Consider the following 25,821-nt stretch of genomic DNA (forward strand, 5'->3'; position numbering starts at 1 on the left):
TGCGTGGATAATTCGGGTGAACGTGATTTTTTTCTTTTTTATTTCATTGAACGAGATCGCCGTCTCTTTTCGGCACGATCGGATTTCATTCACAGGAACTCGCCACTTATGGAAGACCCTCAGGAAACAGGCGTCGGCGGCGCGGCCCGGATCATGGCGGTGATGCGCGTGCTCGCCATGCACCAGGCCAGCGCATCGCGCGTCAAGGATGTGGCGGAACAGGCAGGGCTGACCCAGGCGACCGCGCACCGTGTGCTGCAATCGCTGGTCAGGGAGGGGATGGTCGAGCAGGATGCGCGCACCAAGCGCTACCGGCTTGGCATCGAATTCTTCGTGCTGGCGGCGCAGGCCGGCAACGTCAACGGCTTGCGGCAGTTATGCCGTCCGGTGCTGCTGCGTCTTGGTGCGCGGCTCAACGACGCGATCTTCCTGCTGGTGCGCAGCGGCTTCGACGCCATCTGCCTGGACCGCAATGAAGGGCCCTACGCCATCCGCACGTTCACGGGCGGCGTCGGCGGCCGCGTGCCGCTCGGCGTGGGCCAGGCCGCCATGGCGATTCTGGCGTTCCTGCCCGAGGCCGAACGCGAGGCGGTGCTGCAATTCAATCTGCCGAGACTGCGCGAATACGGCGTGCACGACGAGGTGTCGCTGCGCAGCGAGGTGGAACTGATCCGCGAAAGCGGCTATGCGGCGCGGCGCACCGGCCTGCTCGAGGGCATGGCCGGCGTCGCGGTGCCGATTCTCGATCGGGAAGGACGCGCCGTGGCGGCGCTCGGCGTCGGCACGCTGATCGAGCGCCTGAGCGCGGACCGCCTGCCCATCGTCGTCGACCTCATGAAGCGCGAGGCCGCCACGGTGACGCAGCAGATCAACCCGTTCGACCCCACGCTGTGGAATCCGGCCGCCGAGCTGGCCAATCGATGATCGCAGCCTGATCACACGCTGATCAACGATCGCAGGTCGCGGATATTGCCCACCTGCTCGAGGCGGTTCACGCGCGCGATCAGTTTCTCCGCCTTGTCCCTGCCGAGCACGGGCGCGATCAGGTCCCGCACCTTGGCATTGACGGCCGCGGTATCGAGCGGGTTCTCCTTCGTGCCCGGCGGGAACCTGGTGAAGTGGCTGACCTTGCTGCCGTCCGCCAGCGTCACCTCGACCACGGCACCACGCGGCGCGGCCGGATCCATCAGCGACTGGGTGCCCTCGATCGTGACCTTGTCGCGCTCCGCCACGATGCGCGGATCCTTCATCAGCGCCACGTCGTGGCTGTCGTTGAACGACACCGCGCCCTTGACCAGCGCCACCGCGACGAGGTGGCGGCAATTGACGTCGGGCATCGCGCTGTCGCCGACGATTCCCACCGCGTCGGTCGGCAGCTTCACCACGATGCCGCGCACCTTGTCGGGTGTCAGGCCATGCTGCCTGCGCAGCGTCAGCAGCGCGTCCAGCGGCGACTGGATCGGATAGCCGACCGAGAACGTCTTGATGGCGGTCTCGGTGACATAGAAGCGCGAGCCGAGGCCCTCGACCATTGCCTCGGGCTTCGGTGCCGAAGACAGCGCGATAAACAGGTTGTGCGTGCCGTCGAGCACGTCGGGCACGCCAGTGAGCCCCGCCTGCACCATCGACACGGCGGTGACGCCATTGCGCGCGCCCATGCCCGCGAAGTCGAAGGCTTTCTCGATATGGTCCTTGTCCTTGACCCAGCTCCACAGCCCCGACACCTGCTGCGCCGAATAGGAGATGGCGTAGCGCATGCCGGTCTCGTCGAGGCGCGCGAGCGACGCGGCCGCGCCGAGCGCGCCGAACGTCGAGGACGTGCCCTCGGCGCTGCGGTGCGATCCGCGCACGAGATCGGGGCCCAGCGCCATCAGCAGCCGGCAGCACAGGTCGTAACCGAGCGCGACCGCGCGGATCATCTCGGTACCGCTGCGCCCTTCGAGCTCGCCCATGGCGAAGGCGGCGGGCACCACGCTGCTGCCCGGGTGGGCCTTGGTCACGGGCTCGAAATCGTCGGTCTCGTCCGCGTGCGCGCACATTGCGTTGGCGAGCGCGGCATTGACGGCCGTGGTACGGAACGAACTCGCCACCACGGAAGCCTGGGCGGTGCCGCCGAGCGACCGCACATACTTGAGGGCCATTTCGCCGGGACGCATGCGCGCGCCCGATACCATCGCGCCGATCGTGTCGAGAATGCGGTGCTTGGTGGCGGTCTGCACGTCGTCCGGCAGGGCAGTGTCGCGCGCGGCGACCATATAGCGCGCGAGCCTTGCCGTGACGTCCGTTTGCGTCGCCTTCCGTCCGCCCTCTTCCGTGGCCTTCTCGGCAACGTCGGCCGCGTGCAGCGGGCTGGCGGCCAGCGCGGCCAGCGCGCCGCCCGCCTGTAGCACGAGACGACGATTCGGGTTGTGATGCTGCGCCATGCGGTGTCTCCCATGTTGGCATTGTTATCCGCGCATGGTCGCAGGCACGGCTTCGCATGGGAATTGCAAATTTGCGTGCCATTGATGCATGGCATGCATCAGTGCTGCTGGGCAACTAGGCCATGGCACGCCGCTCGTCTTCATCCAGTACCGGGCCGTCGAGCGTCACGCGCGAATGATCGGTGCGAAATTTCTGGATGATCGGCTTCAGTTCCTCCTTCACGTGCTTCTCGCTGTAGCCGTTGAACAGATGACCGATGAGGCCGCGGCGCAGGTCCGACGTCCCCATGATGTAGTCGGCGATCGGAAACGACAGGTTCATGTTGTACTTCATCATGATGCCCATGTTGTGGTGCGCGATATGGTGCCGGCGAATCGTGTTGACGAACGGCATGTTGCGCACGAACCAGTTGTCGTGCACATGGCAGCAGTAATGGAACGTCTCGTAGATCAGGTACTGCGCGACCATCGTGATAAACACGAAGTAGCCCGCGTTGGCGTTGAACAGTACCGAGGCCAGGTAGCCGAGCCCGCAGCCGCCCACGCCGAGCGTGACCAGCACGCGCCACGGAAAGAACACGATGCGGAATTCGCGCGTGGTATCGATCGTCGGTTCCTGATCGGTGAAGTACTGGTGATGCTGCCGCGTGTGGCGTTCGTAGATCGCGCGCAGCGCGAACACGTCGATGCGGCGGTGCATGACATACCGGTGCAGAAACCACTCGACGAAATTGCCGGCAAGAAAGACGGGCAATATCAGCATCCATTCCCACGTCACGCCGTGCAGCTGGCCGATCGAGAAATACAGCGCGGCGGCGCCCACGCCGTAGATCACGATCACATGCAGCAGTCCGTTGTAGGCGGGATGGATATCGGCCTTGTATTGCGCCCGGAACTGGCGCTGGCGTTCGGTCATCATCACGATTCTCCAGAGAGGCCAACTAACATATTAGTTGGATATAAAAACGGTTGAGCGGTAAAAAAGCCCCTGCGCGACAGGGGCGGTCAGATAGGGATGGAAGCGCTAGCTGGACACCTCCTCCAGCGCCTTGCCGCGCGTTTCCACACCGAGCGCCAGCACCACGACCGCGGCCAGCGCGAACGACAGGGCTCCGAGCGTGAACACGCCGCCCTGCCCCGTTATCGGCAACAGCACGCCGACGAGGTACGGGCCCGCGAGCGAACCGATGCGGCCGACCGACGAGGCAAAGCCGGAACCCGTGGCCCGCGAGCGCGTCGGATACAGCTCGGGCGTATAGGCATACAGCACCGACCACATGCCGAACATGAAGAACTGCATGCACAGTCCCGCGGCAATCAGCTGTTCGACGGGGACCTTGTTCACGGCGGCCTGCCCGTAGGCGAATGCCGCCAATGCGCTGCCGAGCAGCATGAGCGCGGAGGTCGGCTTGCGCCCCCACTTCTCGAGCAGCCACGCGGAGAAGATAAAGCCCGGGATACCGGCAAGCGAGATATACACGGTGTAGAGCACCGACTTGGTCACCGCATAGCCCGCTTGTTGCAGCAGCGCGCCAAGCCATGTCGTCAGGCCGTAGTAGCCGAGCAGCGCGAGGAACCACACCGACCAGAGCATGACCGTGCGGCGCGCATAGGGCCCGCTCCACAGCTCCATGAAACGCGCCTTGCGGTTCGTGGCCGGCCTGGACGTGTAGCTCGCCGATACCGGCGGCAGCGGTGCGCCCGATGCGCGCTGCACGCGCTGCTCGATGCCCGCCATCACGGCGTCGGCCTCGCGCGTGCGGCCCACGTCCTCGAGCCAGCGCGGAGACTCCGGCACGATGCGGCGCACCACGAACACGAAGATCGCCGGCACCGACAGCGCAATGAAGATGCCACGCCAGCCGATGAGCGGCAACAGCGCGTAGGTGAGCACCCCTGCCGCGATAAAGCCGATGGGCCAGAACCCCTCGAGAATGGCGACATACTTGCCGCGGCTCTTCGCCGGAACGATCTCCGACACCATCGACAGTCCGATCGGGAACTCCATGCCCATGCCGAAGCCGAGCAGCACGCGATACAGCATCAGCATGGTGACGTCCTGCGCAAACCCGCACATCAGGCTGCCCACGCCCCAGAAAATCATGCTGACCTGGAACACGGGCTTGCGGCCGAAGCGATCGGCCAGCAGGCCCGCCACGGCGGCACCGAGGAACATGCCAAGAAAACTCGAACTGGCCAGCAGGCCGGTCTGTGTGGCCGTGAGCCCGAACTCGGCCTTGATGGAGCCGAGCACGAACGTCATGAGCCCAAGGTCCATCGAATCGAAGAACCACGCGGTGGCGATGATGCCGAACAGCGAACGCTGATAGCGCGTCATCGGCAATCGCTCCAGCCGCGCCGCGATGCTCGTCTCAAGCCTGAGGGCGCCTACGGACATGTCCATGGTTGTCTCCTGTTTGCAGGTGTCGCGCGCTCTGTGTCCGGCGCGCTTGTCTTGGAAAGCGGTATGCCGCTAGGCCACGCGGCGTTGCATCGGGGCGTCGTCGAAAGCGAGCGTGCCATCCCAGGCGTTGCGCACGATGCGCGCATACCGCGCGGCCACGTCGGGCACCGGAAAAGCCTTGGCGAGACGCGTCACGGCCAGCGCATCGCGCGTCAGCGTGTCGAGGTCGTCTTCACGGATGCCGCACGCTTCCAGCGTCACCGGCACGCCGAGCGCGTGGATGAGGTCTCGCAGCACCACGGGCAGCCGCGCCACGGCGGTATCCGCATCGGTATCGGCGATATCGAACAGCCGGGCGATGGTCAGCAGTTCGTCGCGCCGCACGTCGCGCAGCGCATCGAGGACATAGGGCAGCATCACCGCATTGGTGGTGCCATGCGACAGATGCGTCAGGCCGGCCACGGCATAGGCGATGCCGTGTACCGCATTGAGTCCCGCGCTGCCGTACGACAGTGCGGCATAGAGACTGGCGTGGCTCATGCCGACACGCGCTTCGCGCATCGCCGCAACGTCGTGGTCGGCAAGGCTGCGGCGCAGATGCCGGGCACACAGGCGGATGGACTCGTGCGCGAACAGCATCGTCATCGGGTTACGGCCGCTGTAGCCGGGGTCCGGATCGTCTCGGAGATCGAACCGCGCGGCATCCATCGTCACATACGATTCGATCGCATGCGTCAGCGCATCGATCCCTGCGTCGGCCGTCACGCGCGGCGGACACGTGAACGTGAACTCGGGATCGATCAGCGCGACGGCCGGGCGCAGGCGGTTGTCCATCACCGCGACCTTGGTGGCATTGTCTGGGTCGACGAGGATCGCGCCGGGCGTGGCTTCCGATCCCGTGCCCGCGGTCGTCGGCATCGCGACGAGCGGCAGGACCGGTGTCGCGCTGTCGATGCGGCCGATAAACGACCGTATCGGGGCGCCGCCGGGCAGGGTCAGGCAGAGCGCCTTCGCCAGATCGATGTTGCTGCCGCCGCCCATCGCGATGACGTGGTCGATCGCCGCGACATCGGCATCGGCGCGCAATGCCGCCGTCGCGGCGTCGCACAGGGTGGTGGTGGGATCCGGGGCGCCACCGTCGTAGACGGTCAGCGTCACGCCATGCGCGTGCCCGGCGGCCACGAGTTCCCACACCCATGGCGTGGAAGACGTGAAGAATGTGTCGGTCACCACCAGGCCGCGCCGGTAACCGAGCCGATACAGCAACGCGGGTAACCGCTCCCGCGCGCCCGTGCCCATGATCAGCCGCGCCGGGGCGCAGAAATGAACCAGATCCTCCCCTCCCATACCGTCTCCTGTGGTGCAATCCAACCGATACACTTTTCGTGTACATCTAATATATTACTGACATGCTAGCAGAAAACATCCGGGATGCAAGGACCGGATAGAATGGTCGGCCTGTGCCCGCCCACAATCGCTCATGACCGCAAGAACCGCCTCACGCGCCGCGTCCCGCCCCGACAAGGCGGCGGCAACTCCGGAACCCGAAGAACCCGCGGGTCAGCGCGGCAAGCTGACCGACCAGGCATACGAACAGATCGAGGAAGCGATCGTCACCCTGCGGCTGGCGCCGGGCAGTTCGGTGTCCGAGTTGCAGTTGAGCGAGATGACGGGAATTGGCCGCACGCCGATCCGCGAAGCCATCCAGCGCCTGGCACGCGAGCATCTGATCATGGTGTTGCCGCAGCGCGGCCTGCTGATCGCGCCGATGGACGTGGCGCGTCAACTGCGGCTGCTGGAGACGCGGCGCGAGGTGGAGCGCCTGATCTGCCGCAGCGCGGCCAAGCGCGCGACCGCCGAGCAGCGCGAGCATTTCCGGCGGCTGGCTGAAGAGTTCGAGGTGTCGTCACGCAACGGCGATGACATTACGTTCGTGCGCGCCGATCGCGAATTCAACGAGCAATGCCTGATTGCCGCGCGCAACGAGTTTGCCGAGGGCGCCATGCGCCTGATGCACGGACTCTCGCGGCGCTTCTGGTATCTGCATTACAAGGAAGCCGCGGACCTGCCGGCGATGTCGAAGCTCCACGCGGCGGTGGCCTCGGCGATCGCGCGCGGCGACGTGGAGGCCGCGGGCCAGGCCCTCGATGCGCTGCTCGACAATATCGAGGCGTTCACGCGCGCGACGGTGCTGGGCGACTACCGGTAAGCACGCGAAGCGCTAACGCGTGATGGTCGGCGCGCCCAGGCCATCCATGGCGTCCATGCCATCCGTACCCGACCCCGGAATCAGCGTGGCACGACCGCGATCATCGACCTCGACCTCCAGACCGGAGAGCGGAAACGGGATGCTGCCCGGATGCGTGGCCACGCGCGATAGCTCGTCGGTCCACTGCAGGCACCGGATGCTGTTCCGCCCCGCCTTCTTGGCATCGTAGAGCAGCGCGTCGGCCGCCGCGATCAGCGTGGCCTCCGACACTGTGCGCCGGACCGTGGCGAAATTGACCGACAGGACACCGATGCTCATCGTCGCCGCGATCTGCTTGCCGGAAACGTCGGGAATCGGGTTTTGCTCGACGGCCAGGCGCAGGCGCTCCGCCACGCGCATCGCGCGCTCGAGGTCGGTCTGCGGCAGTACCAGCAGGAATTCCTCGCCGCCATAGCGCACCACGCTGTCCAGTTCCCCGCGCGTCATCGCCTGCAGTGTGCCCGCCACGTGCTGGAGCACCGCGTCGCCGCTCTGGTGACCGTAGCTGTCGTTGATGCGCTTGAAATGATCGATGTCGCAGACCATCAGCGTGATCCACTGCCGGCCCTTGCGCGCGCGCATCATTTCCGAAGGCAGCAGCGTCGCGTGCAGATGGCGGCGGTTGAAGCAGCCGGAAAGATGGTCGCGAATCGACAGGTGCTTGAGTTCCATCAGCACGCGATACTCGTCGCGCCAGAGCTGCTGATAGCGGCGCGCCGCGACGATGCCGAAGCTGTTCACGAGCAACAGCAGCATGGACATCGTGACGTCGTCGGAAGGCTTGAGTTCGCCGCGCGTGAGCGCGATGGCAATGAACGCCAGCGTGGCCGCGAAAGCGATGGCGATCGAGGTGATCAGCCGGTTAGGGATAAATACGTAGACGACCACCAGCATGATGCACAGCGACATCGCATGCCATGGCAACTCGCCCGCGCGGAACCAGACCACGAGCATGAATACCGCCATGCCGACGATCTCGGCCGCGCTCGCGGCCAGCCGATGCGGCGCGATCGTGTGGATCTCGTCCCGCACGAGATAGAGGCCGACGCCCGCGGTGAACGCCACCAGCAGACGGCCGACCAGGAGCACCAGCGCATGGGTGCCGTAGCCGAGCGCGGCGAAATCCGTGAGGGAGAACGCGACGTAGAACAGCGAGCAGAACACGAGCGTCAGCCGCAGGGACGCACGGGTGTGATCCAGATGATGGCGCTGGAAATCCCGCTCGGTGTCGGGATCGACGAACTCCACGCGCACAGGATCGATCGAGAAATCGGTGTGGACAGCGGCTTTCAATGTCGGGGACGCGGATACCAGAAGGGTGCAATGTAGTACAAACTGACTGGCGCCGGGGCGCCTTCTGCACATGTAACCTGATATTTGCCGCCAGACCGGCGCACGTCTCGCCCGGCGCTTCATCGGCTGGCTTGTCGGGGTAACGCGCATGCATTTCGCGTCAATTCCCGGGGATTCTGCCTCCGTCAAATGCCCGAAAATCTTTGTCCGATTATCTCGAATCTGATCGAGATGGCATTTTTGATATTAAAGCCGTAATCGCTCCATCAGCACAGGACCAGCTCCGTCGCTGTGGCCAGCGGGGTATGGTTGGGACATATCTGCCCTGCCCGCATCAGTTTCAGGATTCTCCACCATCCGATTACCTCGATCTCCCTCGGCTCGCCCGGGTCATAGAGTTCCGCGTAGGACTCCTGATGCGTAATGGGCGATCGGATGATGCGGAGGCGGTAGCCACCCTTCAACCGCCGCACGATGCGAATCTGTTCTGCAGACAATCCCATAAATGCCTCGCGACCAATGCATACGCTCCACCGTGGATTTACGGGGGGAGTTTGCAAATGTCGTGCCGCGAGGAAAACCCGTGCTCCGCGCGCGCGCGGGCATGCACCAGAATGCGGCGTGTTAATGCCGCAAAGGCGCGCCCACGCCCATTCCGGCCTTTTTGGACTGCTTAAGTCGTTTCACAATCGCACGGTTATTGAGTGCGGTGAGAAAGTGTGGCAGTAAGTGAACAGTCACTAATACGCGGTCGCCACGTAAGACCTACCAACGCTTGCAGCGATGACATGTCCGTGACTAGACGAATCGCCCCTCGCTCAACGCAAACACATGCGACTGAGCACAGCGCAGCGGACGGTCCTTGAGGTCCTCCCCTGCCTGCACAGGCCATGCCACGCGCGCCCCGCATGACGGGCACGCCGTTTCGAAATGGGTCGGGGGACCGTCCCGGCTGGCAGAGCGCAGGCGGACTTCGGAGAGAAAGAGGTCGAACAGCGGCGCCTTGCGCTGCGCATCGGGCAACGCGCGCAGCCGGGCACCCAGCGGCGCGAAGGCCGCCAGCGTGTCCGGCGCGACGCCGGCGTCGGCGAAGTGACGCAGATCGCCCAGGTCGCCGAGCGTGGCATCGTCGGGCAGCAGGCTGCAGAACACGAGAAGGGCCGCGCCTTGTGCGGGATCGAGGTGCGCCTCCAGCGCGGACCCTACGCTATGGCCAAGCCTGTCCTGCAACGCCGAGGTCTGCGGGTTCCTGCTGATCGATAGCATGGCCTTCTCGCTGGGTAGCACAACCAGCGACAGGATGCCCATCCGCACACGCGTATGTCGACCCCGCGCGGGGAGGGAAATCATTGTTAATCCACAGTTAAAGATGGCTTAACTTTCGCGGCGATCCAGTGCCCTTGTCTCCCGACAGAATGCGTTCACGCGTTGAACAGGAGACAACCGATGAAGACCTACAAGATCGCTACCATTCCCGGCGATGGCATTGGCAAGGAAGTCGTGCCCGCGGGCCGTGAAGTCATGGAAGCGCTGGTGGCGGCCGGGGCCGACTTCCGGTTCGAGTTCGAGGACTTCGACTGGGGCGGCGATTATTACCGCAAGCACGGCGCGATGATGCCCGCCGACGGCCTCGGTGCGCTGCGCGGCAAGGACGCGATTCTGTTCGGCTCCGCCGGCGACAACCAGATTCCCGACCACATCACGCTGTGGGGCCTGCGCCTGAAGATCTGCCAGGGCTTCGACCAGTACGCCAACGTGCGCCCGACGCGCATCCTGCCCGGCATCGACGGCCCCCTCAAGCGCTGCGCGCCGGAAGACCTGAACTGGGTCATCGTGCGCGAGAACTCGGAAGGCGAATACTCGGGCGTGGGCGGCCGCGTGCATCAGGGCCACCCCATCGAGGCGGCGACCGATGTCTCGATGATGACGCGCGTGGGCGTCGAGCGCATCCTCCGCTTTGCGTTCCGCCTCGCCCAATCGCGGCCGCGCAAGCTGCTGACGGTCATCACCAAGTCCAACGCGCAGCGCCACGCCATGGTGATGTGGGATGAGGTGGCCGTGCACGTGGCGAAGGAATTCCCGGACGTGACGTGGGACAAGGAACTCGTCGATGCCGCCACCGCGCGCATGGTCAACCGTCCGAAGTCGCTCGACACCATCGTCGCCACCAACCTGCACGCCGACATCCTCAGCGACCTCGCGGCCGCGCTGGCCGGCAGCCTCGGCATCGCGCCGACGGGCAACATCGATCCCGAGCGCCGCTATCCGTCGATGTTCGAGCCGATCCATGGTTCCGCGTTCGACATCATGGGCAAGGGCCTCGCCAATCCGGTCGGCACGTTCTGGTCCGTGGTCATGCTGCTGGAACACCTCGGCGAACAGGCCGCCGCGCAACGCCTGATGGCCGCCATCGAGTCGGTCACCGCAAACCCCGCGCTGCATACCGGTGATCTCGGCGGCAAGGCCACCACGGTGCAGGTCACGCGCGCCGTGTGCGACTACCTGAAGCGGGCGGCGGTCGCCAAGGCCGCCTGACGCGGATTCTCCGCGGTACCGCGTAGTACCCGCATCCGGACCATCGGGTGCGGTGGGCCCGCATCCGCCCGATGCCACATCTCCTGCTGCGCATCGCTCAGGTGCAGTAACGCCTGCGGCGACACCATAACGATATCGGAGACAAATCATGCGTACTCTCACGACCCGGCGCGTCCTGCGTGCTTTGCTGGTCACGCTTGCCTTTGGCGTGGCCGCCACCGCCATCGCGCAGGACAAGGACTGGCCCGCGAAACCGATCAACCTGATCGTGCCGTTCCCCTCGGGCGGCACGACCGACGTACTCGCGCGCGCGCTCGGCGACCAGCTCTCGAAGAGCCTCGGCCAGCCCGTGATCGTCGAGAACCGTCCCGGCGCGGGGGCCACCGTCGGTGCCGACTACGTGGCCAAGGCGAAGCCCGACGGCTACACGCTGCTGATGGGCGCGGTCCACCATACGATCGCGACCAGCGTGTACCGCAAGCTGCCATACAGCTTCCAGAAGGACCTCGCCCCCGTCACGCCCATCGCGATGGTGCCGAACGTGCTCGTGGTGAATCCCGCGAAGACGCCCGCGAATAACGTGGCCGAGTTCGTGGCGCTGGCGAAGAAGGCATCGCCCGAGTTCTCGTACGGTTCCAACGGCAACGGCACGGCGCAGCACCTCATCGGCACGCAGTTCCAGGCCGCCACGGGCACGACGCTGCTGCACGTGCCGTACAAGGGCAGCGGCCCGCTGACGACCGACCTGCTCGGCGGTCAGGTCACGATGTCCTTCGATACGCTGACCACGGTGCTGCCGCACGTGAAGGCCGGCAAGCTCAAGGCACTCGCGGTGACGACGGCCAAACGCTCGAGCGCGCTGCCCGATGTGCCGACGATGGAAGAGGTGGGACTGAAGGGTTTCGACATCGGAACATGGTTCGGTGTGCTCGCGCCGGCCGGCACCCCGAAGCCACTCGTGACGCGCCTGAACGCGGAGATCGTCAGGATCGTGAACTCGCCCGAGTTCCAGCAACGCATGCATGCCGCCGGTGCCGAACCGCTCTCCAGCACGCCCGAAGCGTTTGCGAAGCGCATCGACGACGAGACGCTCAAGTTCGCCGGCCTCGTCAAGGAAGGCAAGATCACGATCGAGTAACCGCCCGCGGTCCGCGGGCGCTCAGATGTTGTAGCCGCCCGCGACCTCGATCGATTGCGCGTTGATCCAGCCACTGTCCGCGGACAGCAGGTTCGCGATCACGCGCGCCACCTCGTCGGGCTCGCCCACGCGGCCCAGCGCGGCCTGCGACGCGAGCAGGGCCTCGAAGTCCGGCGTGAGTCCCCCGCCCAGTTCGGTACGAATCGCGCCCGGCGAGACGGCATTCACGCGAATGCGCCGCTCGCCGAATTCCTTCGCCATATAGCGCGTCAGGACTTCGAGCCCGCCCTTGAACGCCGCGTAAGGCGCCACCCCGGCCGTGGCCACGCGCGTCGTGGCGCTGGTCACATTGACGACGCTCGCGCCATCGGCCAGCAACGGCAGCAGCGCCTGCGTCAGGAAGAACGGTCCCTTGAGGTGCACGCCCATCAGGCCATCGAATTCCGCCTCGGTGACGGTGGCGATGGGGTTGTAGAGCCCATAACCCGCATTGTTGACGAGACCCGCGAGCGTGGACGCACCCCACGACTGGCGCAGTGCCTCGCGCACCTGCTCGCGAAACGCCGCGAAGGCCGACACGTCGCCGACATCGAGCGCCAGCGCAGCCGCTTCGCCGCCCGCCGCGCGAACTTGCGCGACGACCGACTGGGCCGCCTCGGGATGGTGGCGGTACGTCACGATGACGCCCATGCCCCGCTGCGCGCAGCGCAGGGCAGTGCTGGCGCCGATGCCGCGGCTGCCTCCGGTAATGACGACGACGTTGTTCATGGGTGGCTCCAGACAGGGATGTTGAGGAGCCACAACGATAGGGGCGAGGCGTCCGCCGGACGTGCCCGATCTTGCCGCGATCCTGCCTATTCCTGCCAGACCCGCGCATTCGGCCTGCCGAACCCTTGCGGCGGACCGCAACCTGCGGTCTGATAGCAGCCATGGAATCCGCACTGCAGGAACTCAGAAGACTGGCCGCCAGGGCCGAGAATCGCCGGACGGAAGCGGGCATTCCGCGCGTGGCGATGGTGCAGGGCGCCATTCCGGCGCATCGGCTCGCGGCCGTGTACGACCCCATGGTCAACCTGATCCTGCAAGGCAGCAAGACCATGACCATCGGCGACCGCACGCTACGCTACGACCCCGCGACCTATTTCGTGATGTCCATCGGGTTGCCGGCGATCGGTACCGTTCACCCCGCCCCTGCCGGCGAGCCGTATCTGGCGGTGAGTCTGACGATCGAGCCGCGCATCCTCGCGCCGTTGCTCGCCGATTTGGTGACGGGCAGCGCCTCCCCGGCGCGGCACGAGGCAGGCTTCTCCGTCGCGGCCATGTCGCCGGAACTGATGGATGCATGGGTAAGGATGCTGCGGCTGATGGACCGGCCCGACGATATTGCGGCCCTCGCGCCCGCTTACGAGCGGGAGATCCTGTATCGGGTGCTGCAGGGACCGAGCGGATGGATGCTGCGCGATATCGCGGCACCCGACAGCGCGATGGCGCGTGTGAACCAGGCCATCGAATGGATCCGGCGCGACTACGCCATGCCGTTGCGGGTAGAGGCATTGGCCGAGCGCGCGGCGATGAGCGCGTCCGCGTTCCATCGGCACTTCAAGGCCGTGACGACGCTGAGTCCGCTTCAGTACCAGAAGAAGATTCGCCTGCTGCAGGCACGTACGCTGCTGGTGGCGGGCACCGGCAATGTCACGACCGTCGCGCTCTCGGTCGGTTACGAAAGCGCGACGCAATTCAGCCGCGAATATGCGCGCGAGTTCGGCCTGCCCCCCACGCGCGACGCGGCGCGCATCGTCGAGGCGATGCGCTGACGCGTGCGATGCGGTCAGCCGTTGCCGACCACGCGGATCTCGAGCGCGGGCGCGCCCTCGGCGACAGCCAGCAGCCGATCGACGTTCGGGTGCGCGCCGGGACGGTTACGCGCATCCACCGTATGCTCGCCAAACACCGCCAGGCCGTGCTGGGCCGCCGCGGCATCGAGCTTGCCGAACGACTCGCGCAGATAGTTATAGACCGCGACCGAGCCCTTCTTGCCCGGCACATTGTCGATGGTGGCGACCACCGTGCCGGCCGCGTCCACGAGCTCGATGCGCGCGATGGCGTCAATGGCGGGCATCTGGGCGAGGTTGTCCTTGAATTCGCTGGTCGGTTCGATCACTGAAAGCACTCCGTAAGGATGAATGGGAAACGGGCGTCATTGTATTCCGCGCGCAACGCTGGCCCATATATGAACGGGCTTCAACAGACTATCCACGGTCAGGGGCTTAATCGCGTGCCGGTAAACGCCGTAAGATCACACATTCCCCCCGATGTGTCGCCCCCTCCCTCTCCGCGCAATGCAGCCCTGCCCGCCAACACCGACCGCCACACCCGTCGCACCCGCCCCACCCTCCGCCGCCGCACCCGTCACGCCTGTCGCGCCTGTCACAGCCAGCAATCCGCTGCGCCTGATGCTGATTCTCAGCGCGCTGATGTCGTTCGCGTCCATTTCCACCGACATGTACCTGCCCGCGCTGCCCGCCATCGCACGCGAGCTGCATGCAAGCGCGGCCAGCATCGAACTCACGCTGTCGGCGTTCCTGATCGGCTTTACGGCCGGGCAACTGCTGTGGGGCCCGATCGCCGACCGGCGCGGCCGCCGCCTGCCGATCGTCGCGGGCCTCGTGCTCTTCGTGATCGGATCGGCCGGCTGCGCGCTGTCCGACACGGTGTGGCAGATGATGGGCTGGCGCGTCGTGCAGGCACTCGGTGCCAGCGTGGGCCCGGTGCTCGCGCGCGCCATGGTGCGCGACCTCTATGCGCGGGAAGACGGGGCGCGCATGCTGTCCACGCTGATCCTGATCATGGGCATCGCGCCGCTGGCGGGGCCGCTGCTCGGCGGGCAGATCCTCTCGTTCTGGAACTGGCAGGGCATCTTCTGGACGCTCGTGATCGTGGGCCTGCTGACCATCGGCGCGCTGCGCTTCCTGCCCGAGACGCTGCCGCCGGCGCGCCGCGTGACCACGCCGCTGCGCTACGTGCTGAAGGACTATGTCGCGCTGGCGCAGGATGCGCGGCTGATCGGCTACGGGCTGTCGGGCGGCTTCTATTACGCGGGCGCCTATGCGTTCGTCATCGGCACGCCATTCGCGTATATCGAGTACTACCACGTGTCGCCGCAGATGTACGGCTTGCTGTTCGGCTTCAACGTGCTCGGCATGATGGCGGCGAACTTCCTCAACGCGCGGCTGCTGCGCGCCATCGGCAGCGCGCGGCTGTTCCATCTCGGGACATGGATGCTCGCGCTATCGGGCATCGTGCTCGCGCTCGACGCGCGCTTCGGCTGGGGCGGGCTGCCCGGTCTCGTGCTGCCGCTGTTCTTCTATATGTCGATGAACGGCTTTATCGTCGCCAACTCCGTCGCGGGCGCGCTGGCCGCGTTCCCGCACAAGGCCGGTTCGGCCTCGTCGCTGCTGGGCGCGATGCACTACGGCAGCGGCATCCTGAGCGCGGCGCTCGTAGGCTGGTGCGCCGACGGCACGCCGTGGACGATGGCCTGGATCATGGGCGTCTCCGGCGTGGGCAGCCTCGTCACGTCCATCGTCTCCACGCGCATCCATACACGCCGTGCCTTGAAGGCCTCCTGATTTTTATTCAATTATTTTGAATAACTATGACAGCGATAGCCGACTTTCTCCGGGAAGGCGACCGCTATAGTTCAACCCATGGACAGCGCAGCACAGCTAGCACTGCCCAACAACAACCTCAAACTTATTGAATTACCTTTTCCGGAGAGAAACCATGTCGAACGCCAAGCTGCAAGTCCTGACCCCGCGCAACAGCCAGCTGATCTTCATCGACCATCAGCCCCAGATGGCCTTCGGCGTGCAGTCGATGGACCGCCAGACCATGAAGAACAATGTCGTGGGCCTGGCCAAGGCAGCAAAGATCTTCGACGTGCCGACCACCATCACCACGGTCGAGTCCGATTCGTTCTCCGGCTACACGTATCCCGAACTGCTCGACGTGTTCCCCGGCAAGGAAACGCTGGAGCGCACCTCGATGAACTCGTGGGACGACCAGAAGGTGCGTGACGCGCTGGCCGCCAACGGCCGCAGGAAGATCGTCGTGGCCGGTCTGTGGACCGAAGTCTGCAACACCACGTTCGCGCTGAGCGCGATGCTCGAAGGCGATTACGAGATCTACATGGTGGCCGACGCCTCGGGCGGCACGACCAAGGAAGCGCACGACTACGCGATGCAGCGCATGATCCAGGCCGGCGTGGTGCCTGTGACGTGGCAGCAGGTGCTGCTCGAGTGGCAGCGCGACTGGAAGAACAAGGAAACGTACGACGCCGTGACGGGCCTGGCCAAGGAACACTCGGGCGCCTACGGCATGGGCATCGACTACGCCTACACGATGGTCCACAAGGCCGCCCAGCGCACGCAGACCCCGCACGCATCGATCGCACCGGTCCACGCGCCGGTGACCGAATACTGATCGCGGCGCATCGGCCGACACCGACCCACCACCAGCGGCCGCATAACGTCATGCGGCCGCTTCGCATGCGCACATGACAATACGTTCGTTCCCGTCGGGTATGGATTCTGGCGACTATTGCCAGTCCCATCCCATCTTCGACAGGAACGACCCATGGCCCACCTGACTCCCTGGCTCCGCCGGATCACCACCGCCCTTGGCGCAAGCGCGCTGCTCGCGAGCATCGCCTTCATCGCGCCGGCCCACGCAGCCGACCAGACCGTTCGCGTCGGCTTCCAGAAGGCCGGCCTGCTCGCCGTGCTCAAGGCACAGGGATCGCTCGAGAAAAAACTGGCACCGCTCGGCTACAAGGTCGAGTGGAAGGAATTCCCCGCCGGTCCGCAATTGCTCGAAGCCCTGAACGCCAACGGTATCGACTTCGGCTATACGGGTGCGCCGCCCGCCGTGTTCGCGCAGGCCGCCAAAACGGACTTCGTCTACGTAGGCGCTGAGCCCGGCGGCAAGAGCAACGAAGCGCTGTTCGTGCTCGAGAGCTCGCCGTTCCGTACGGTCGGCGATCTCAAGGGGAAGCGCATCGCCCTGCAGAAAGGCTCGAGCTCCAACTACCTGCTCGTGCAGCTGCTGAAGAAGAACGGCCTGTCGTTCGCCGATATCCAGCCGATCTACCTGCCGCCGGCCGACGCGCGCGCCGCCTTCGAGAGCGGCAAGGTCGATGCCTGGGTCGTGTGGGACCCGTACTACGCGCTGGCGCAGCAATCGCTGAAGGTCCGCACCGTTGCCGACTATGAAGGCGTGCCGTCGCCCTTCAACTTCTACGAGGCCACGCGCCGGTTTGCGGAAGGCCATCCGAAAGCGGTCAACGCGATTCTCGAGCAGCTGCGCACGTCGGGGCTGTGGGTGACGAAGCATCCGACGGAGACCGCCAGTATCCTCGCGCCGTCGCTCGGCCTGTCCGTGCCGATCGTCGAGACGTGGCTCAAGCGCGTGCCGTACGGCGTCACGCCGGTCACCGCCGAAGTGGCGGCGACCCAGCAGCGCGTGGCGGACCTGTTCCACGAGCAGAAGCTGATTCCGACGCCCGTGGTCGTGAGCCAGAACGTGTGGCAGGCGAACTTCTCGCTCGCGGCGAAGGACTGACGCGCGCCGAAGCATATATCCATATCCTGATTCCTTCGTTCCAGCGGCACGGCGCCGGTCATATGCTTGCAGGTCATGTGTCGCTGACAGGAAGGTTTCATGAACGCCCCGCTGCAAATCGATTCGCTCGACTCGCTCTATCCGCTGCAAACCGCGCTCGACGCCCTGCCGGCGCTGGCGCGGCAGATCGGCACCGATGCCGCCGCGCGTGAAGCGCGCCGCGTGCTCCCGTACGAAGGCTTTGCGCTGTTCCGCAAGTCCGGCCTCGGCGCGCTGCGTCTGCCCGTGGCATGGGGCGGACTCGGCGGCACGCTCGTCGATCTGTTCGATGCCATCACGACGATTGCCGCGGAAGAGTCGAACGTCGCGCATGCGCTGCGCATCCACTACGACCAGACCGAAGTGCTGCGGCTCTCGCCGCGCTCGGCTTTCCATGACGTGCAGATCCGGCGCATCGTGGACGGCGCGATCTTCGGCGGCGCCTCCACCGAACGCACCACATCGCGCCCCGGTGAAATCAAGACGGCATTGCGCCGCGACGGCGATCGCTATCTGCTCTCGGGCCGCAAGTACTACGCCACCGGCACCGCCTTCTCGGACTACGCGCGCATCAACGTGCTCGGCGCCGATGGGGAGCCCGTGCTGATCGTGATCCCCGTCAACCGGCCCGGTTTCAGCATCGTCGATGACTGGGACGGCATGGGCCAGCGCATGACGGCCAGCGGCAGCCTGCTGTTCGACAACGTGGAAGTCCTGCCCGACGAGGTGGCACCACGCGACAGCACCACGCTGGTCGGCCGCCATTGCGGCGCGCTGCGTCAGCTGCATCTGGTTGCCGTGGCGGCCGGCATCGTGCGGAATGCGTGGCACGATGCGCGCACCTATGTGCTCGAGCATGGACGTCCCGCACTGCACAGCCCCGCGCCGAGCGCGCGCGAGGACCACTTTATCCAGGGCGTGATCGGCGACCTTGCCGCGCACAGCCATGCGATCGACAGCCTCGTGCGCGAGAACGCGCGCGCGCTCGACCGCTCGGCCGACGCGCTCGCCAATGGTGCCGCGAATGCGGAAGAACTCGTGCTGGCGGGCGCGCTCGCCACCGCGCAGACGCAACTGGTGGTCAGCAAGCTCGCGCTGCATGCGGGCGAGCGCATGTTCGAAGCAGGCGGCGCGTCCTTCACGGCGCGCGCGCACAACTTCGATCGCCACTGGCGCAACCTGCGTACGATCTTCAGCCACAACCCGCTGCTGCACAAGGCGCGCGTCGTCGGGGCCTATCACCTCAACGGCGAAACCACGCACCTGACCGAAGGCCGCGTGTTCTGACGCGCGCGCTCGTCTCAACACGGAACGCATCCCCGCGGAACACACCCCACGGAACACACCCCACGGAACACACTCATGTCCCAGGCCGCGCCACGGCGCCAGCTTCACCTGAACCTCAACGCCCTGCACTCGGGATTCGTGCCCTCGGCATGGCGCGTGCCCGATGCCGACCCGCGCGCGTTCCTCGATATCCAGCATTACATCCGCCTCGCGCGGATTGCCGAGGCGGGCAAGTTCGACGCGATATTCCTCGCCGATAACGCATCGATCGCGGACCAGATCGACTTTCGCCCGATCACCGCGCTGGAGCCCACCGTGCTGCTCGCCTGCGTGGCCGGGGCGACGACGCATATCGGCCTCGTCGCCACGCTGTCCACGAGCTACAACGAGCCGTACAACGTCGCGCGCCGCTTTGCCACGCTCGATATCGTGAGCAATGGCCGTGCGGGCTGGAACGTCGTGACCACGGCCGATGCCGGCTCCGCGCGCAACTTCGGACGCCTGGCACCACCCGATCACGCGCAGCGTTACGCGCGCGCCGACGAATTCACGCGTGTGGTCAAGGCGTTATGGGATAGCTGGGAGGACGATGCCTTCATCGGCGACAAGTCCTCCGGGCGCTTCGTCGATACCGCGAAGCTACAGCCCATCGCGCATCACGGCCCGTTCTTCGATGTGCACGGCCCGCTCAACCAGCCGCGCCCGCCGCAGGGACATCCGGTCCTGTTCCAGGCCGGCGGATCGTCCGACGGCCGCGAGCTCGCCGCGCTGCATGCGGAGGCCGTGTTCTCGGCGGCGCAGTCGTTCGAGGAAGCCCACGCCTATCGCGCCGAGATCAACCAGCGCGCCGAAGTGCTTGGCCGTGGACCCAACGCGGTCAAGGTGCTGCCCGGCCTGACCACGATCATCGGCGCGACGGAAGCGGAAGCGATCGCGCGCCGCAATGCGCTGGTCGATCTGATTCCGTGGTCCTACAGCCTGAACCGCCTGGCCGGCACGCTCGGCATCTCCGCGGACCGCCTGTCGCTGGACCAGCCGCTGCCCGCGGACCTCGTCCTGCCCGCGAACGGCAACCATACGTTCTTCCGCGCAACCGTGGCGTTCGCGCAGCAACGCGGCCTGACCGTGCGCGCGCTCATCCGCGAACTCGCGGGCGGTGGCGGCCATCGCGTGATCGTGGGCACGCCGGAGCAGATCGCGGACGATATCGAACACTGGTTCCTCAACGGCGCGGCCGACGGCTTCAACCTGATGCCCGACGTGCTGCCCGATGGCGTGCAGGCCTTTGTCGATGGCGTGGTGCCCATTCTTCAGCGGCGCGGCCTGTTCCGCACCGAGTACGAAGGCCGCACGCTGCGCGACCATCTGGGGCTGGCGCGTCCCGTGGGTCGCGCTTCCGGACGCAAGGCCGCATGAGGGCCGCTTAAGGGCCGCTCAAGGGCCGCCGCCGCGCGTCTCAGCGCGCGGCGAACGATGGAATGGCGTCGAGCAGTTGCCGCGTATAAGGATGCGCCGGCGCCGTCCAGATCTGCTCGCGGTCACCGCTCTCCACCACCTGTCCGTCCTTCATGACCAGCACTCTGTCCGCGATATAGCGAACCACGCCAAGGTCGTGCGAGATGAACAGGCACGCCAGGCCGTATTCCGCCTGCAGGTCGGCAATCAGATTCAGCACCTGCGCCTGCACCGAGACATCGAGCGCGGACACGGGCTCGTCGCATACGAGCAGCCGTGGCTGCACGATCAATGCGCGTGCAATGCCGATGCGCTGCCGCTGGCCGCCCGAGAACTCGTGCGGGTACCGCCGCAGTACCGAGGCCGGCAAACCCACGCGCTCGATCATCGCGTGCACACGGTCGCGTCGCACGCGGGCATCCGACACGCCGTGGATGCGTAGCGCATCCTCCAGCAACGCGCCAACGGTCTTGCGCGGATTGAGCGAGCCGTACGGATCCTGGAACACGAGCTGCATCGCACCGCGCCACGGACGCAGCCTGCGCCGCGAGATCGCCGCGATATCCGTGCCGTCGAAAACGATTCGCCCGCCATCATGGTCGGAGAGACGGAGAATCGCGCGGGCGAGCGTCGACTTGCCGCACCCCGATTCCCCCACGAGCCCCACCGTTTCGCCGGCGGCGATCGAGAACGACACATCGCGCACCGCATGCGCGGCATGGCGGCCCGTGCGATGGACGACATCGAGGCCCTCTACGCGGATCAGCGGCGCGGCGGCTTCCGCCCGCGGCGTGGGCTGACGGGGCACCGGCTGCACGAGCCGGAACGACGCCGCCGTGCCGTCCGCGCGACGATCGACGCGCAGCTCCGGCAAACGCGCCCGCCGATAATGCGGTGCCTCGCCGCGCGCATGCACGCCGCTCAGCGATGCGCCGAGCAGCGCGCGGGAATAGTCGTGTCGCGGTGCATCGAACAATGCGCGTGCCGGCTGCTCCTCCACCTTGCGGCCATCGTGCATCACCGCCACGCGATCGGCCCAGCGCGAGACCACACCGAGGTCGTGCGTAATCAGCAGCACGCTCATCGAGAGTTCGCGGCGCAGCGAATCGAGCAATGCCAGAATCTGCGCCTGCACGGTGACGTCGAGCGCCGTCGTCGGTTCGTCCGCCACAAGCAGCCGCGGCGAGCAGGCGATGGCCATCGCGATCATCACGCGCTGCCGCTGTCCGCCCGACAGCTGATGCGGGTAGGCATGAAAGCGCCGCTGCGGCTCCGGAATACGCACCAGGTCGAGCAGCTCCACGGCGCGCGCGATGGCCGCCTGCGCCGGCAAGGGGCGATGCAGGCGCAGCGCTTCGACGACCTGCTCCCCGACCGTATGCACCGGGTTCAGCGACGTCATCGGTTCCTGAAAGATCATCGAGACGACATTGCCGCGTACCGCGGTGATCTCTCGCTCGGGCAATGCCAGCAGATCGCGGCCGTCGAGCAGAATGCGCCCATCGACGCGCGCGGATGGCGACAACAGCCGGAGAATGGCCAGTGCGGTCGTCGATTTGCCACAGCCGGACTCGCCGACGAGCGCAACGGTTTCGGCCTCGCCGACGTCGAGGTCGAGCGATGCCACGGCGGGGCGCTCGGCGCCCGGATAGTTCACGGTCAGCCCGCGTAGCGACAGCAATAGTTGCGTCATGATCGGTGCTCCTTGTCTTGCATCCTATCGAGCGCCGCGCGGATCGAACGCCGCCGCGAGCCCGTCGCCGATCAGGTTGAGGGCCAGCACCGTGATCACGATCGCCATGCCCGGCAGCACGCAGACGTACCAGTCGGTGCGCAACACCTCGCGGCCCGCGCCGACCATGTTGCCCCAGCTCGCCACATTCGGATCGCCAAGCCCGAGAAAGGCCAGGCTCGACTCGGTCAGGATCGCGGTCGCGACCATCAGCGATGCCGATACCAGCACCGGCGTCAGCACGTTGGGCAAGATGTCGTGCGCGATGATGCGCGCATCGCTCGCGCCGAGCGCCTCGCTGGCGAGCACCATGTCGCCATGCCGCAGCCGCAATACCTCCGCGCGTACCAGCCGCGCGAGCGCGGGCCATGAGGTAATGCCGATGGCAAGCGCAATCTTCCCGATCGACGGTTGCGCCACCGCGACGATGGCCAGCGCGAACAGGAACGACGGAATGGTCTGGAAGAACGTGGTCACGACACCGAACGCGCGATCGATGCGGCCGTTGAAGTCGTTGCCGTAGTAACCCGCGGCAATGCCACCCGCCACACCGAGCACGACGGCAATCGCCGTGGACACCGCGGCGATCGTCAGCGATGCGCGCGCCCCGTGGAAAAGGCCGGCAAGAATGTCGCGCCCGAGCATGTCGGAGCCCAGCGGATACGCGGCGTCGCGTCCCGGCCAGAGCAGCGGCTCGGTCGCCATGTCGAGCGGATCGCCCGGAAACAGCCAGCCCGCGGTGACGGCGGCGGCCACGACCGCGAGCAGCAGCACGGTGCCGACCCACGCGCTCGGGGAACTCAGCAGCCGGCGCAGCGCACCGTGCCGGCGCGCCGTCACTGGCGCGAGCGGCTCGGCCAGATCGGCGGCCGCGACATCGATCAGCGATGCCGCGTCGCCGCGCAACGATGGAGATGACGAAGACATGAACGACTCCCCGAACTCAATGCGGCAAACGGATGCGCGGATCCACGCGCGCATAGACCGCATCCACGATCCAGTTGACGACGATCACGACCACCGAGCTGCACAGCAGGATGCCCAGCAGCAGGTTGTAGTCGCGTTGATAGAGCGCGTCGAACGCCGTGCGTCCGAGCCCGGGCCACGAGAAGACCGTCTCGACGATCACCGCGCCGCCGATCACGGAGCTCGCCTGCACGCCGATCATCGTGATCAGCGGCAGCAGCGCATTGCGCAGGACGTGACGCGTGAGCACGCGCGGTGCCGGCGCGCCCTTGGCCACGGCCGTCCGCACGAAGTCCTGGCGCCGGACCTCGATCATGCTGGCGCGCATCAGCCGCACATACACGGCCATATAGAACAACCCCAGCGTGATCGCGGGCAGGACCAGATGCTGCCCGACGTCGAGCGCGTAGCGCCAGCCCGTGTAGCCCGATTCGACCGTGAACATGCCGCCGACGGGCAGCCAGTCCAGCCAGACCGAGAACACGAGCACGAGCATCAGCCCAATCCAGAACAGCGGTGTGGCAAAGCACAGCAGCGCGGCGGCGGAGATGGCGGTATCGAGCAGCCGACCCGCGCGGCCCGCCGCCAGCACCCCGAGGCCCGCACCGACGACCACCGCGAACGCGATGCTGGCGCCCATCAACAGCAGCGTGGCGGGCAGCCGTTGCGCGATCAGGTCGAACACGGGCATGCCCTGGCGATGCGAGTAGCCGAGGTCGAGTTGCGCGAGATGCCAGAGGTATTTGTACAGCTGCACCCACAACGGCTGGTCGAGGCCGAACTGCGCGCGCAGCGCGGCGAGGTACTCGGGCGTGGCGGCACCCGCTTCGCCCGCAAGCACCTGCGCCGCGTCGCCGGGCGCCAGCCGCAGCAGGAAGAAGTTCACCACCGCGATGCCGAGCACCACGCCAGCCAGTTGCGCGAGGCGCCGCGCAAGCCTGTCCAGGGAATACCGATTACTTGCCAGCATCGGCGCGTGCCACCGTCGCGCTCGCACCCGGCGGCTGCGCGAACCATGCGTTCTTCAGCGATGCGTAGATCTGATCCACGCCGCTGACCGTGTCGCGCAGCGACGACGATTGCACGGTGAAGAAGCGCAGTTCGAGCAGCGGCACGGACGGCAGGTCGTTCTGCACGACGGTCTGGAAGCGCTTGAACAGTTCCACGCGCTCGGGCTGGCTAGGCGAGCCCTGTGCCTCGTCGATCAGCTTGTTGGCCTCCTCACCACGGTAGCCGGAACCATTCGACCACGGAATGTTCTTGCCCACGGTGTCGGCGCGATAGGCGCGCGTCACCCCGACGAGCGGATCCGCGAAGCCGGCGAACCACACCACCGCGAGATCGAAGTCGCGATCGCCGTAGACGCGCCTGGTATACGTCGGCGTGTCCTGCGTGCGCACATTCACGTCGATGCCGACCCGCTTGAGCGCCTGCTTGATGTACTCGGCGCTACGCTTGTAGTCGTCGCCATACGGCAGATAGTCGATCTGGATCTTGAGCCGGTTGCCATCGGCGCCACGCTTGAGCCCCGCCGCATCGAGCAGCGCCTCGGCCTTGGCCGGGTCATAGGCGTACTTCGGCACCGCCGGGTTGAAGAACTGCGTGAGTGTCGACACGACCGGGCTGACCGCCGGCTTGCCAAAACCGAACCAGACGACCTTGTTCAGCGCGTTGAGATCGATCGCATGGGCGAGCGCCTGGCGCACGCGCACATCCTTGAAGTACGGGCGATCGAGGTTCACGTCCATGAACAGCCACGGCGAAATCCAGTCGTAGCCGCGCGTCTCCAGCTTCAGCGACGGCAGCTGGGCCAGACGCTGCGCATCCTTGAGCGGCACCGGATTGAACGGTGCGTACTGCGCCTCGCCCTTTTCCAGCGCGGCGGCACGCGCGCTTGCGTCGGGAATGACCTTGAATACGATCTTGTCGAGGTACGGCTTGCCCTTGTCCCAGTAGTTCGGATTGCGCTCGAGCACGATGTAGTTGCCCTTGCTCCATTCCTTGAACACGAACGGGCCGGTACCCACCGGCTTGTTGTTGTACGGGTTGTTGAGGATGTCGGTGCCTTCGTACAGATGCTTCGGCAGTACCTGCGCGCCATTGCTGTTGAGCGAACTCAGCACCGCCAGCGACGGCTCGGAGAAGTGCAGGACGACCGTGAGCGGATCCGGTGTATCCACCTGCGTGACCTTGCCGAACAGAATCTGGTTGCGCGGATGCAGCTTCTTCCAGACGTTCTCGAGCGTCCATTTGACGTCGGCCGACGTGAACGGCTTGCCGTCGTGCCACTTGACGTTGGGCCGCAGATGGAACGTCAGCGTCTTCGAATCCTTCGAGATGTCCCAGCGCTCGGCCAGGGCCGGCTTGAGCTTGAAATCGTTGTCGTACTCGACAAGGCCGTCGAACACGTTGGCGCTGAAGAAACCCGTCGGGGCGGCCGAATTGAGCGCGGACGTCAGGATGACCGGTTCGGGCTGGATGATCGTGGTCAGCGTGCCGCCGGTGCGCGGGGTTTCCGCCGCCGGCGCGGCGGAGGCATGCGGACTCGCAAGCAGCGCCAGGGTGGCGGGCAGCAGGAGCGTCCGGACAAATTTCTGGAACATGACAAGGGCGGGAAAGAGATGGGTCACCCAATATAGGGACCCGTCGGGCACGCGCGAACGAACGTTTACGCATGCCGAT

22 protein-coding genes are annotated in these 25,821 nt (G+C 66.1%); 10 read left to right on the forward strand and 12 right to left on the reverse strand.

Annotation, left to right across the window (positions count from 1 at the left end):
• Window positions 1-108: 108 nt before the first annotated feature.
• Complete coding sequence (locus tag FOB72_RS25370; protein ID WP_150375434.1) at window positions 109-924, forward strand: IclR family transcriptional regulator; 816 nt, start codon at window positions 109-111, stop codon at window positions 922-924.
• Window positions 925-935: 11 nt separating this feature from the next.
• Here FOB72_RS25370 and FOB72_RS25375 read toward each other — a convergent pair whose 3' ends face one another.
• From FOB72_RS25375 to FOB72_RS25390, 4 genes are all read right to left on the reverse strand, one after another.
• The gene (locus FOB72_RS25375) at window positions 936-2,423 is read right to left on the reverse strand and encodes an MmgE/PrpD family protein (protein WP_150375436.1); all 1,488 of its coding nucleotides are present in this window, start codon (window positions 2,421-2,423) and stop codon (window positions 936-938) included.
• Between the two features lie 115 nt (window positions 2,424-2,538).
• Window positions 2,539-3,342, reverse strand: coding sequence for a sterol desaturase family protein (locus tag FOB72_RS25380; RefSeq protein ID WP_150375438.1), 804 nt, complete (start codon window positions 3,340-3,342; stop codon window positions 2,539-2,541).
• A 105-nt stretch (window positions 3,343-3,447) separates the two neighbouring features.
• On the reverse strand, window positions 3,448-4,827 hold the full coding sequence (locus tag FOB72_RS25385) for an MFS transporter (protein ID WP_150375440.1): 1,380 nt from the start codon (window positions 4,825-4,827) through the stop codon (window positions 3,448-3,450).
• A 69-nt stretch (window positions 4,828-4,896) separates the two neighbouring features.
• Window positions 4,897-6,174: an iron-containing alcohol dehydrogenase gene (locus FOB72_RS25390; protein ID WP_150375442.1), complete on the reverse strand. Its 1,278-nt coding sequence runs from the start codon at window positions 6,172-6,174 to the stop codon at window positions 4,897-4,899.
• Window positions 6,175-6,307: 133 nt separating this feature from the next.
• Between FOB72_RS25390 and FOB72_RS25395 the strand changes: the two genes are divergently transcribed.
• On the forward strand, window positions 6,308-7,036 hold the full coding sequence (locus tag FOB72_RS25395; RefSeq protein ID WP_150375444.1) for a GntR family transcriptional regulator: 729 nt from the start codon (window positions 6,308-6,310) through the stop codon (window positions 7,034-7,036).
• Between the two features lie 12 nt (window positions 7,037-7,048).
• Here FOB72_RS25395 and FOB72_RS25400 read toward each other — a convergent pair whose 3' ends face one another.
• Complete coding sequence (locus tag FOB72_RS25400) at window positions 7,049-8,368, reverse strand: GGDEF domain-containing protein (protein ID WP_223851567.1); 1,320 nt, start codon at window positions 8,366-8,368, stop codon at window positions 7,049-7,051.
• Between the two features lie 798 nt (window positions 8,369-9,166).
• Window positions 9,167-9,634 carry a hypothetical protein gene (locus tag FOB72_RS25405; protein ID WP_150375448.1) on the reverse strand — a complete coding sequence of 156 codons (468 nt, stop codon included), beginning with the start codon at window positions 9,632-9,634 and terminating at the stop codon, window positions 9,167-9,169.
• A 180-nt stretch (window positions 9,635-9,814) separates the two neighbouring features.
• On the opposite strand from FOB72_RS25405, the gene FOB72_RS25410 reads away from it, so the two are divergent.
• Together FOB72_RS25410 and FOB72_RS25415 are read left to right on the forward strand one after the other, a co-directional pair.
• Entirely contained in the window at window positions 9,815-10,903 is a 1,089-nt protein-coding gene (locus FOB72_RS25410) for a tartrate dehydrogenase (RefSeq protein ID WP_150375450.1), read from the forward strand.
• Between the two features lie 148 nt (window positions 10,904-11,051).
• Window positions 11,052-12,041: a Bug family tripartite tricarboxylate transporter substrate binding protein gene (locus tag FOB72_RS25415; protein WP_150375452.1), complete on the forward strand. Its 990-nt coding sequence runs from the start codon at window positions 11,052-11,054 to the stop codon at window positions 12,039-12,041.
• Between the two features lie 21 nt (window positions 12,042-12,062).
• Here the strand turns inward: FOB72_RS25415 and FOB72_RS25420 are convergent, their stop codons facing one another.
• Window positions 12,063-12,809 carry an SDR family NAD(P)-dependent oxidoreductase gene (locus FOB72_RS25420; RefSeq protein ID WP_150375454.1) on the reverse strand — a complete coding sequence of 249 codons (747 nt, stop codon included), beginning with the start codon at window positions 12,807-12,809 and terminating at the stop codon, window positions 12,063-12,065.
• A 161-nt stretch (window positions 12,810-12,970) separates the two neighbouring features.
• Between FOB72_RS25420 and FOB72_RS25425 the strand changes: the two genes are divergently transcribed.
• Window positions 12,971-13,855, forward strand: a complete 885-nt coding sequence (locus tag FOB72_RS25425; RefSeq protein ID WP_191002269.1) for an AraC family transcriptional regulator — start codon at window positions 12,971-12,973, stop codon at window positions 13,853-13,855.
• 14 nt (window positions 13,856-13,869) lie between these two features.
• Here the strand turns inward: FOB72_RS25425 and FOB72_RS25430 are convergent, their stop codons facing one another.
• Window positions 13,870-14,202, reverse strand: a complete 333-nt coding sequence (locus tag FOB72_RS25430) for a DUF2322 family protein (protein ID WP_150375456.1) — start codon at window positions 14,200-14,202, stop codon at window positions 13,870-13,872.
• Window positions 14,203-14,494: 292 nt separating this feature from the next.
• Between FOB72_RS25430 and FOB72_RS25435 the strand changes: the two genes are divergently transcribed.
• From FOB72_RS25435 to FOB72_RS25455, 5 genes are all read left to right on the forward strand, one after another.
• Complete coding sequence (locus tag FOB72_RS25435) at window positions 14,495-15,670, forward strand: Bcr/CflA family multidrug efflux MFS transporter (RefSeq protein ID WP_223851568.1); 1,176 nt, start codon at window positions 14,495-14,497, stop codon at window positions 15,668-15,670.
• Window positions 15,671-15,824: 154 nt separating this feature from the next.
• Window positions 15,825-16,523 carry a hydrolase gene (locus FOB72_RS25440; protein ID WP_150374063.1) on the forward strand — a complete coding sequence of 233 codons (699 nt, stop codon included), beginning with the start codon at window positions 15,825-15,827 and terminating at the stop codon, window positions 16,521-16,523.
• Between the two features lie 153 nt (window positions 16,524-16,676).
• Window positions 16,677-17,660, forward strand: coding sequence for a sulfonate ABC transporter substrate-binding protein (locus FOB72_RS25445; protein ID WP_150375460.1), 984 nt, complete (start codon window positions 16,677-16,679; stop codon window positions 17,658-17,660).
• A 99-nt stretch (window positions 17,661-17,759) separates the two neighbouring features.
• Complete coding sequence (locus FOB72_RS25450; RefSeq protein ID WP_150375462.1) at window positions 17,760-18,986, forward strand: acyl-CoA dehydrogenase family protein; 1,227 nt, start codon at window positions 17,760-17,762, stop codon at window positions 18,984-18,986.
• A 75-nt stretch (window positions 18,987-19,061) separates the two neighbouring features.
• Complete coding sequence (locus FOB72_RS25455) at window positions 19,062-20,402, forward strand: LLM class flavin-dependent oxidoreductase (protein WP_150375464.1); 1,341 nt, start codon at window positions 19,062-19,064, stop codon at window positions 20,400-20,402.
• Between the two features lie 40 nt (window positions 20,403-20,442).
• Here FOB72_RS25455 and FOB72_RS25460 read toward each other — a convergent pair whose 3' ends face one another.
• From FOB72_RS25460 to FOB72_RS25475, 4 genes are read right to left on the reverse strand one after another with little or no spacing between them, the layout of a single operon-like run.
• On the reverse strand, window positions 20,443-22,134 hold the full coding sequence (locus tag FOB72_RS25460; protein WP_150375466.1) for an ABC transporter ATP-binding protein: 1,692 nt from the start codon (window positions 22,132-22,134) through the stop codon (window positions 20,443-20,445).
• Window positions 22,135-22,158: 24 nt separating this feature from the next.
• Window positions 22,159-23,100, reverse strand: coding sequence for an ABC transporter permease (locus tag FOB72_RS25465; protein WP_150375468.1), 942 nt, complete (start codon window positions 23,098-23,100; stop codon window positions 22,159-22,161).
• 16 nt (window positions 23,101-23,116) lie between these two features.
• Entirely contained in the window at window positions 23,117-24,109 is a 993-nt protein-coding gene (locus tag FOB72_RS25470; protein ID WP_150375470.1) for an ABC transporter permease, read from the reverse strand.
• Window positions 24,096-25,742 carry an ABC transporter substrate-binding protein gene (locus FOB72_RS25475; protein WP_150375472.1) on the reverse strand — a complete coding sequence of 549 codons (1,647 nt, stop codon included), beginning with the start codon at window positions 25,740-25,742 and terminating at the stop codon, window positions 24,096-24,098. Before FOB72_RS25475 ends, FOB72_RS25470 begins: the two co-directional genes overlap by 14 nt.
• Between the last annotated feature and the right edge of the window lie 79 nt (window positions 25,743-25,821).

It is taken from the genome of Cupriavidus pauculus (assembly GCF_008693385.1).
In the GTDB taxonomy this organism is placed as follows: Bacteria; Pseudomonadota; Gammaproteobacteria; order Burkholderiales; family Burkholderiaceae; genus Cupriavidus; species Cupriavidus pauculus_D.

Excerpts from the sequence above, each read along its gene's own strand:
- FOB72_RS25395 (WP_150375444.1), top strand. The coding sequence starts at position 6,308 with ATGACCGCAAGAACCGCCTCACGCGCCGCGTCCCGCCCCGACAAGGCG.
- FOB72_RS25410 (WP_150375450.1), top strand. The coding sequence starts at position 9,815 with ATGAAGACCTACAAGATCGCTACCATTCCCGGCGATGGCATTGGCAAG.
- FOB72_RS25455 (WP_150375464.1), top strand. The coding sequence starts at position 19,062 with ATGTCCCAGGCCGCGCCACGGCGCCAGCTTCACCTGAACCTCAACGCC.
- FOB72_RS25465 (WP_150375468.1), bottom strand. The coding sequence starts at position 23,100 with ATGTCTTCGTCATCTCCATCGTTGCGCGGCGACGCGGCATCGCTGATC.
- FOB72_RS25435 (WP_223851568.1), top strand. The coding sequence starts at position 14,495 with ATGCTGATTCTCAGCGCGCTGATGTCGTTCGCGTCCATTTCCACCGAC.
- FOB72_RS25370 (WP_150375434.1), top strand. The coding sequence starts at position 109 with ATGGAAGACCCTCAGGAAACAGGCGTCGGCGGCGCGGCCCGGATCATG.
- FOB72_RS25440 (WP_150374063.1), top strand. The coding sequence starts at position 15,825 with ATGTCGAACGCCAAGCTGCAAGTCCTGACCCCGCGCAACAGCCAGCTG.
- FOB72_RS25385 (WP_150375440.1), bottom strand. The coding sequence starts at position 4,827 with ATGGACATGTCCGTAGGCGCCCTCAGGCTTGAGACGAGCATCGCGGCG.
- FOB72_RS25380 (WP_150375438.1), bottom strand. The coding sequence starts at position 3,342 with ATGATGACCGAACGCCAGCGCCAGTTCCGGGCGCAATACAAGGCCGAT.
- FOB72_RS25405 (WP_150375448.1), bottom strand. The coding sequence starts at position 9,634 with ATGCTATCGATCAGCAGGAACCCGCAGACCTCGGCGTTGCAGGACAGG.
- FOB72_RS25475 (WP_150375472.1), bottom strand. The coding sequence starts at position 25,742 with ATGTTCCAGAAATTTGTCCGGACGCTCCTGCTGCCCGCCACCCTGGCG.
- FOB72_RS25420 (WP_150375454.1), bottom strand. The coding sequence starts at position 12,809 with ATGAACAACGTCGTCGTCATTACCGGAGGCAGCCGCGGCATCGGCGCC.
- FOB72_RS25470 (WP_150375470.1), bottom strand. The coding sequence starts at position 24,109 with ATGCTGGCAAGTAATCGGTATTCCCTGGACAGGCTTGCGCGGCGCCTC.
- FOB72_RS25445 (WP_150375460.1), top strand. The coding sequence starts at position 16,677 with ATGGCCCACCTGACTCCCTGGCTCCGCCGGATCACCACCGCCCTTGGC.
- FOB72_RS25450 (WP_150375462.1), top strand. The coding sequence starts at position 17,760 with ATGAACGCCCCGCTGCAAATCGATTCGCTCGACTCGCTCTATCCGCTG.
- FOB72_RS25390 (WP_150375442.1), bottom strand. The coding sequence starts at position 6,174 with ATGGGAGGGGAGGATCTGGTTCATTTCTGCGCCCCGGCGCGGCTGATC.
- FOB72_RS25375 (WP_150375436.1), bottom strand. The coding sequence starts at position 2,423 with ATGGCGCAGCATCACAACCCGAATCGTCGTCTCGTGCTACAGGCGGGC.
- FOB72_RS25425 (WP_191002269.1), top strand. The coding sequence starts at position 12,971 with ATGGAATCCGCACTGCAGGAACTCAGAAGACTGGCCGCCAGGGCCGAG.
- FOB72_RS25460 (WP_150375466.1), bottom strand. The coding sequence starts at position 22,134 with ATGACGCAACTATTGCTGTCGCTACGCGGGCTGACCGTGAACTATCCG.
- FOB72_RS25415 (WP_150375452.1), top strand. The coding sequence starts at position 11,052 with ATGCGTACTCTCACGACCCGGCGCGTCCTGCGTGCTTTGCTGGTCACG.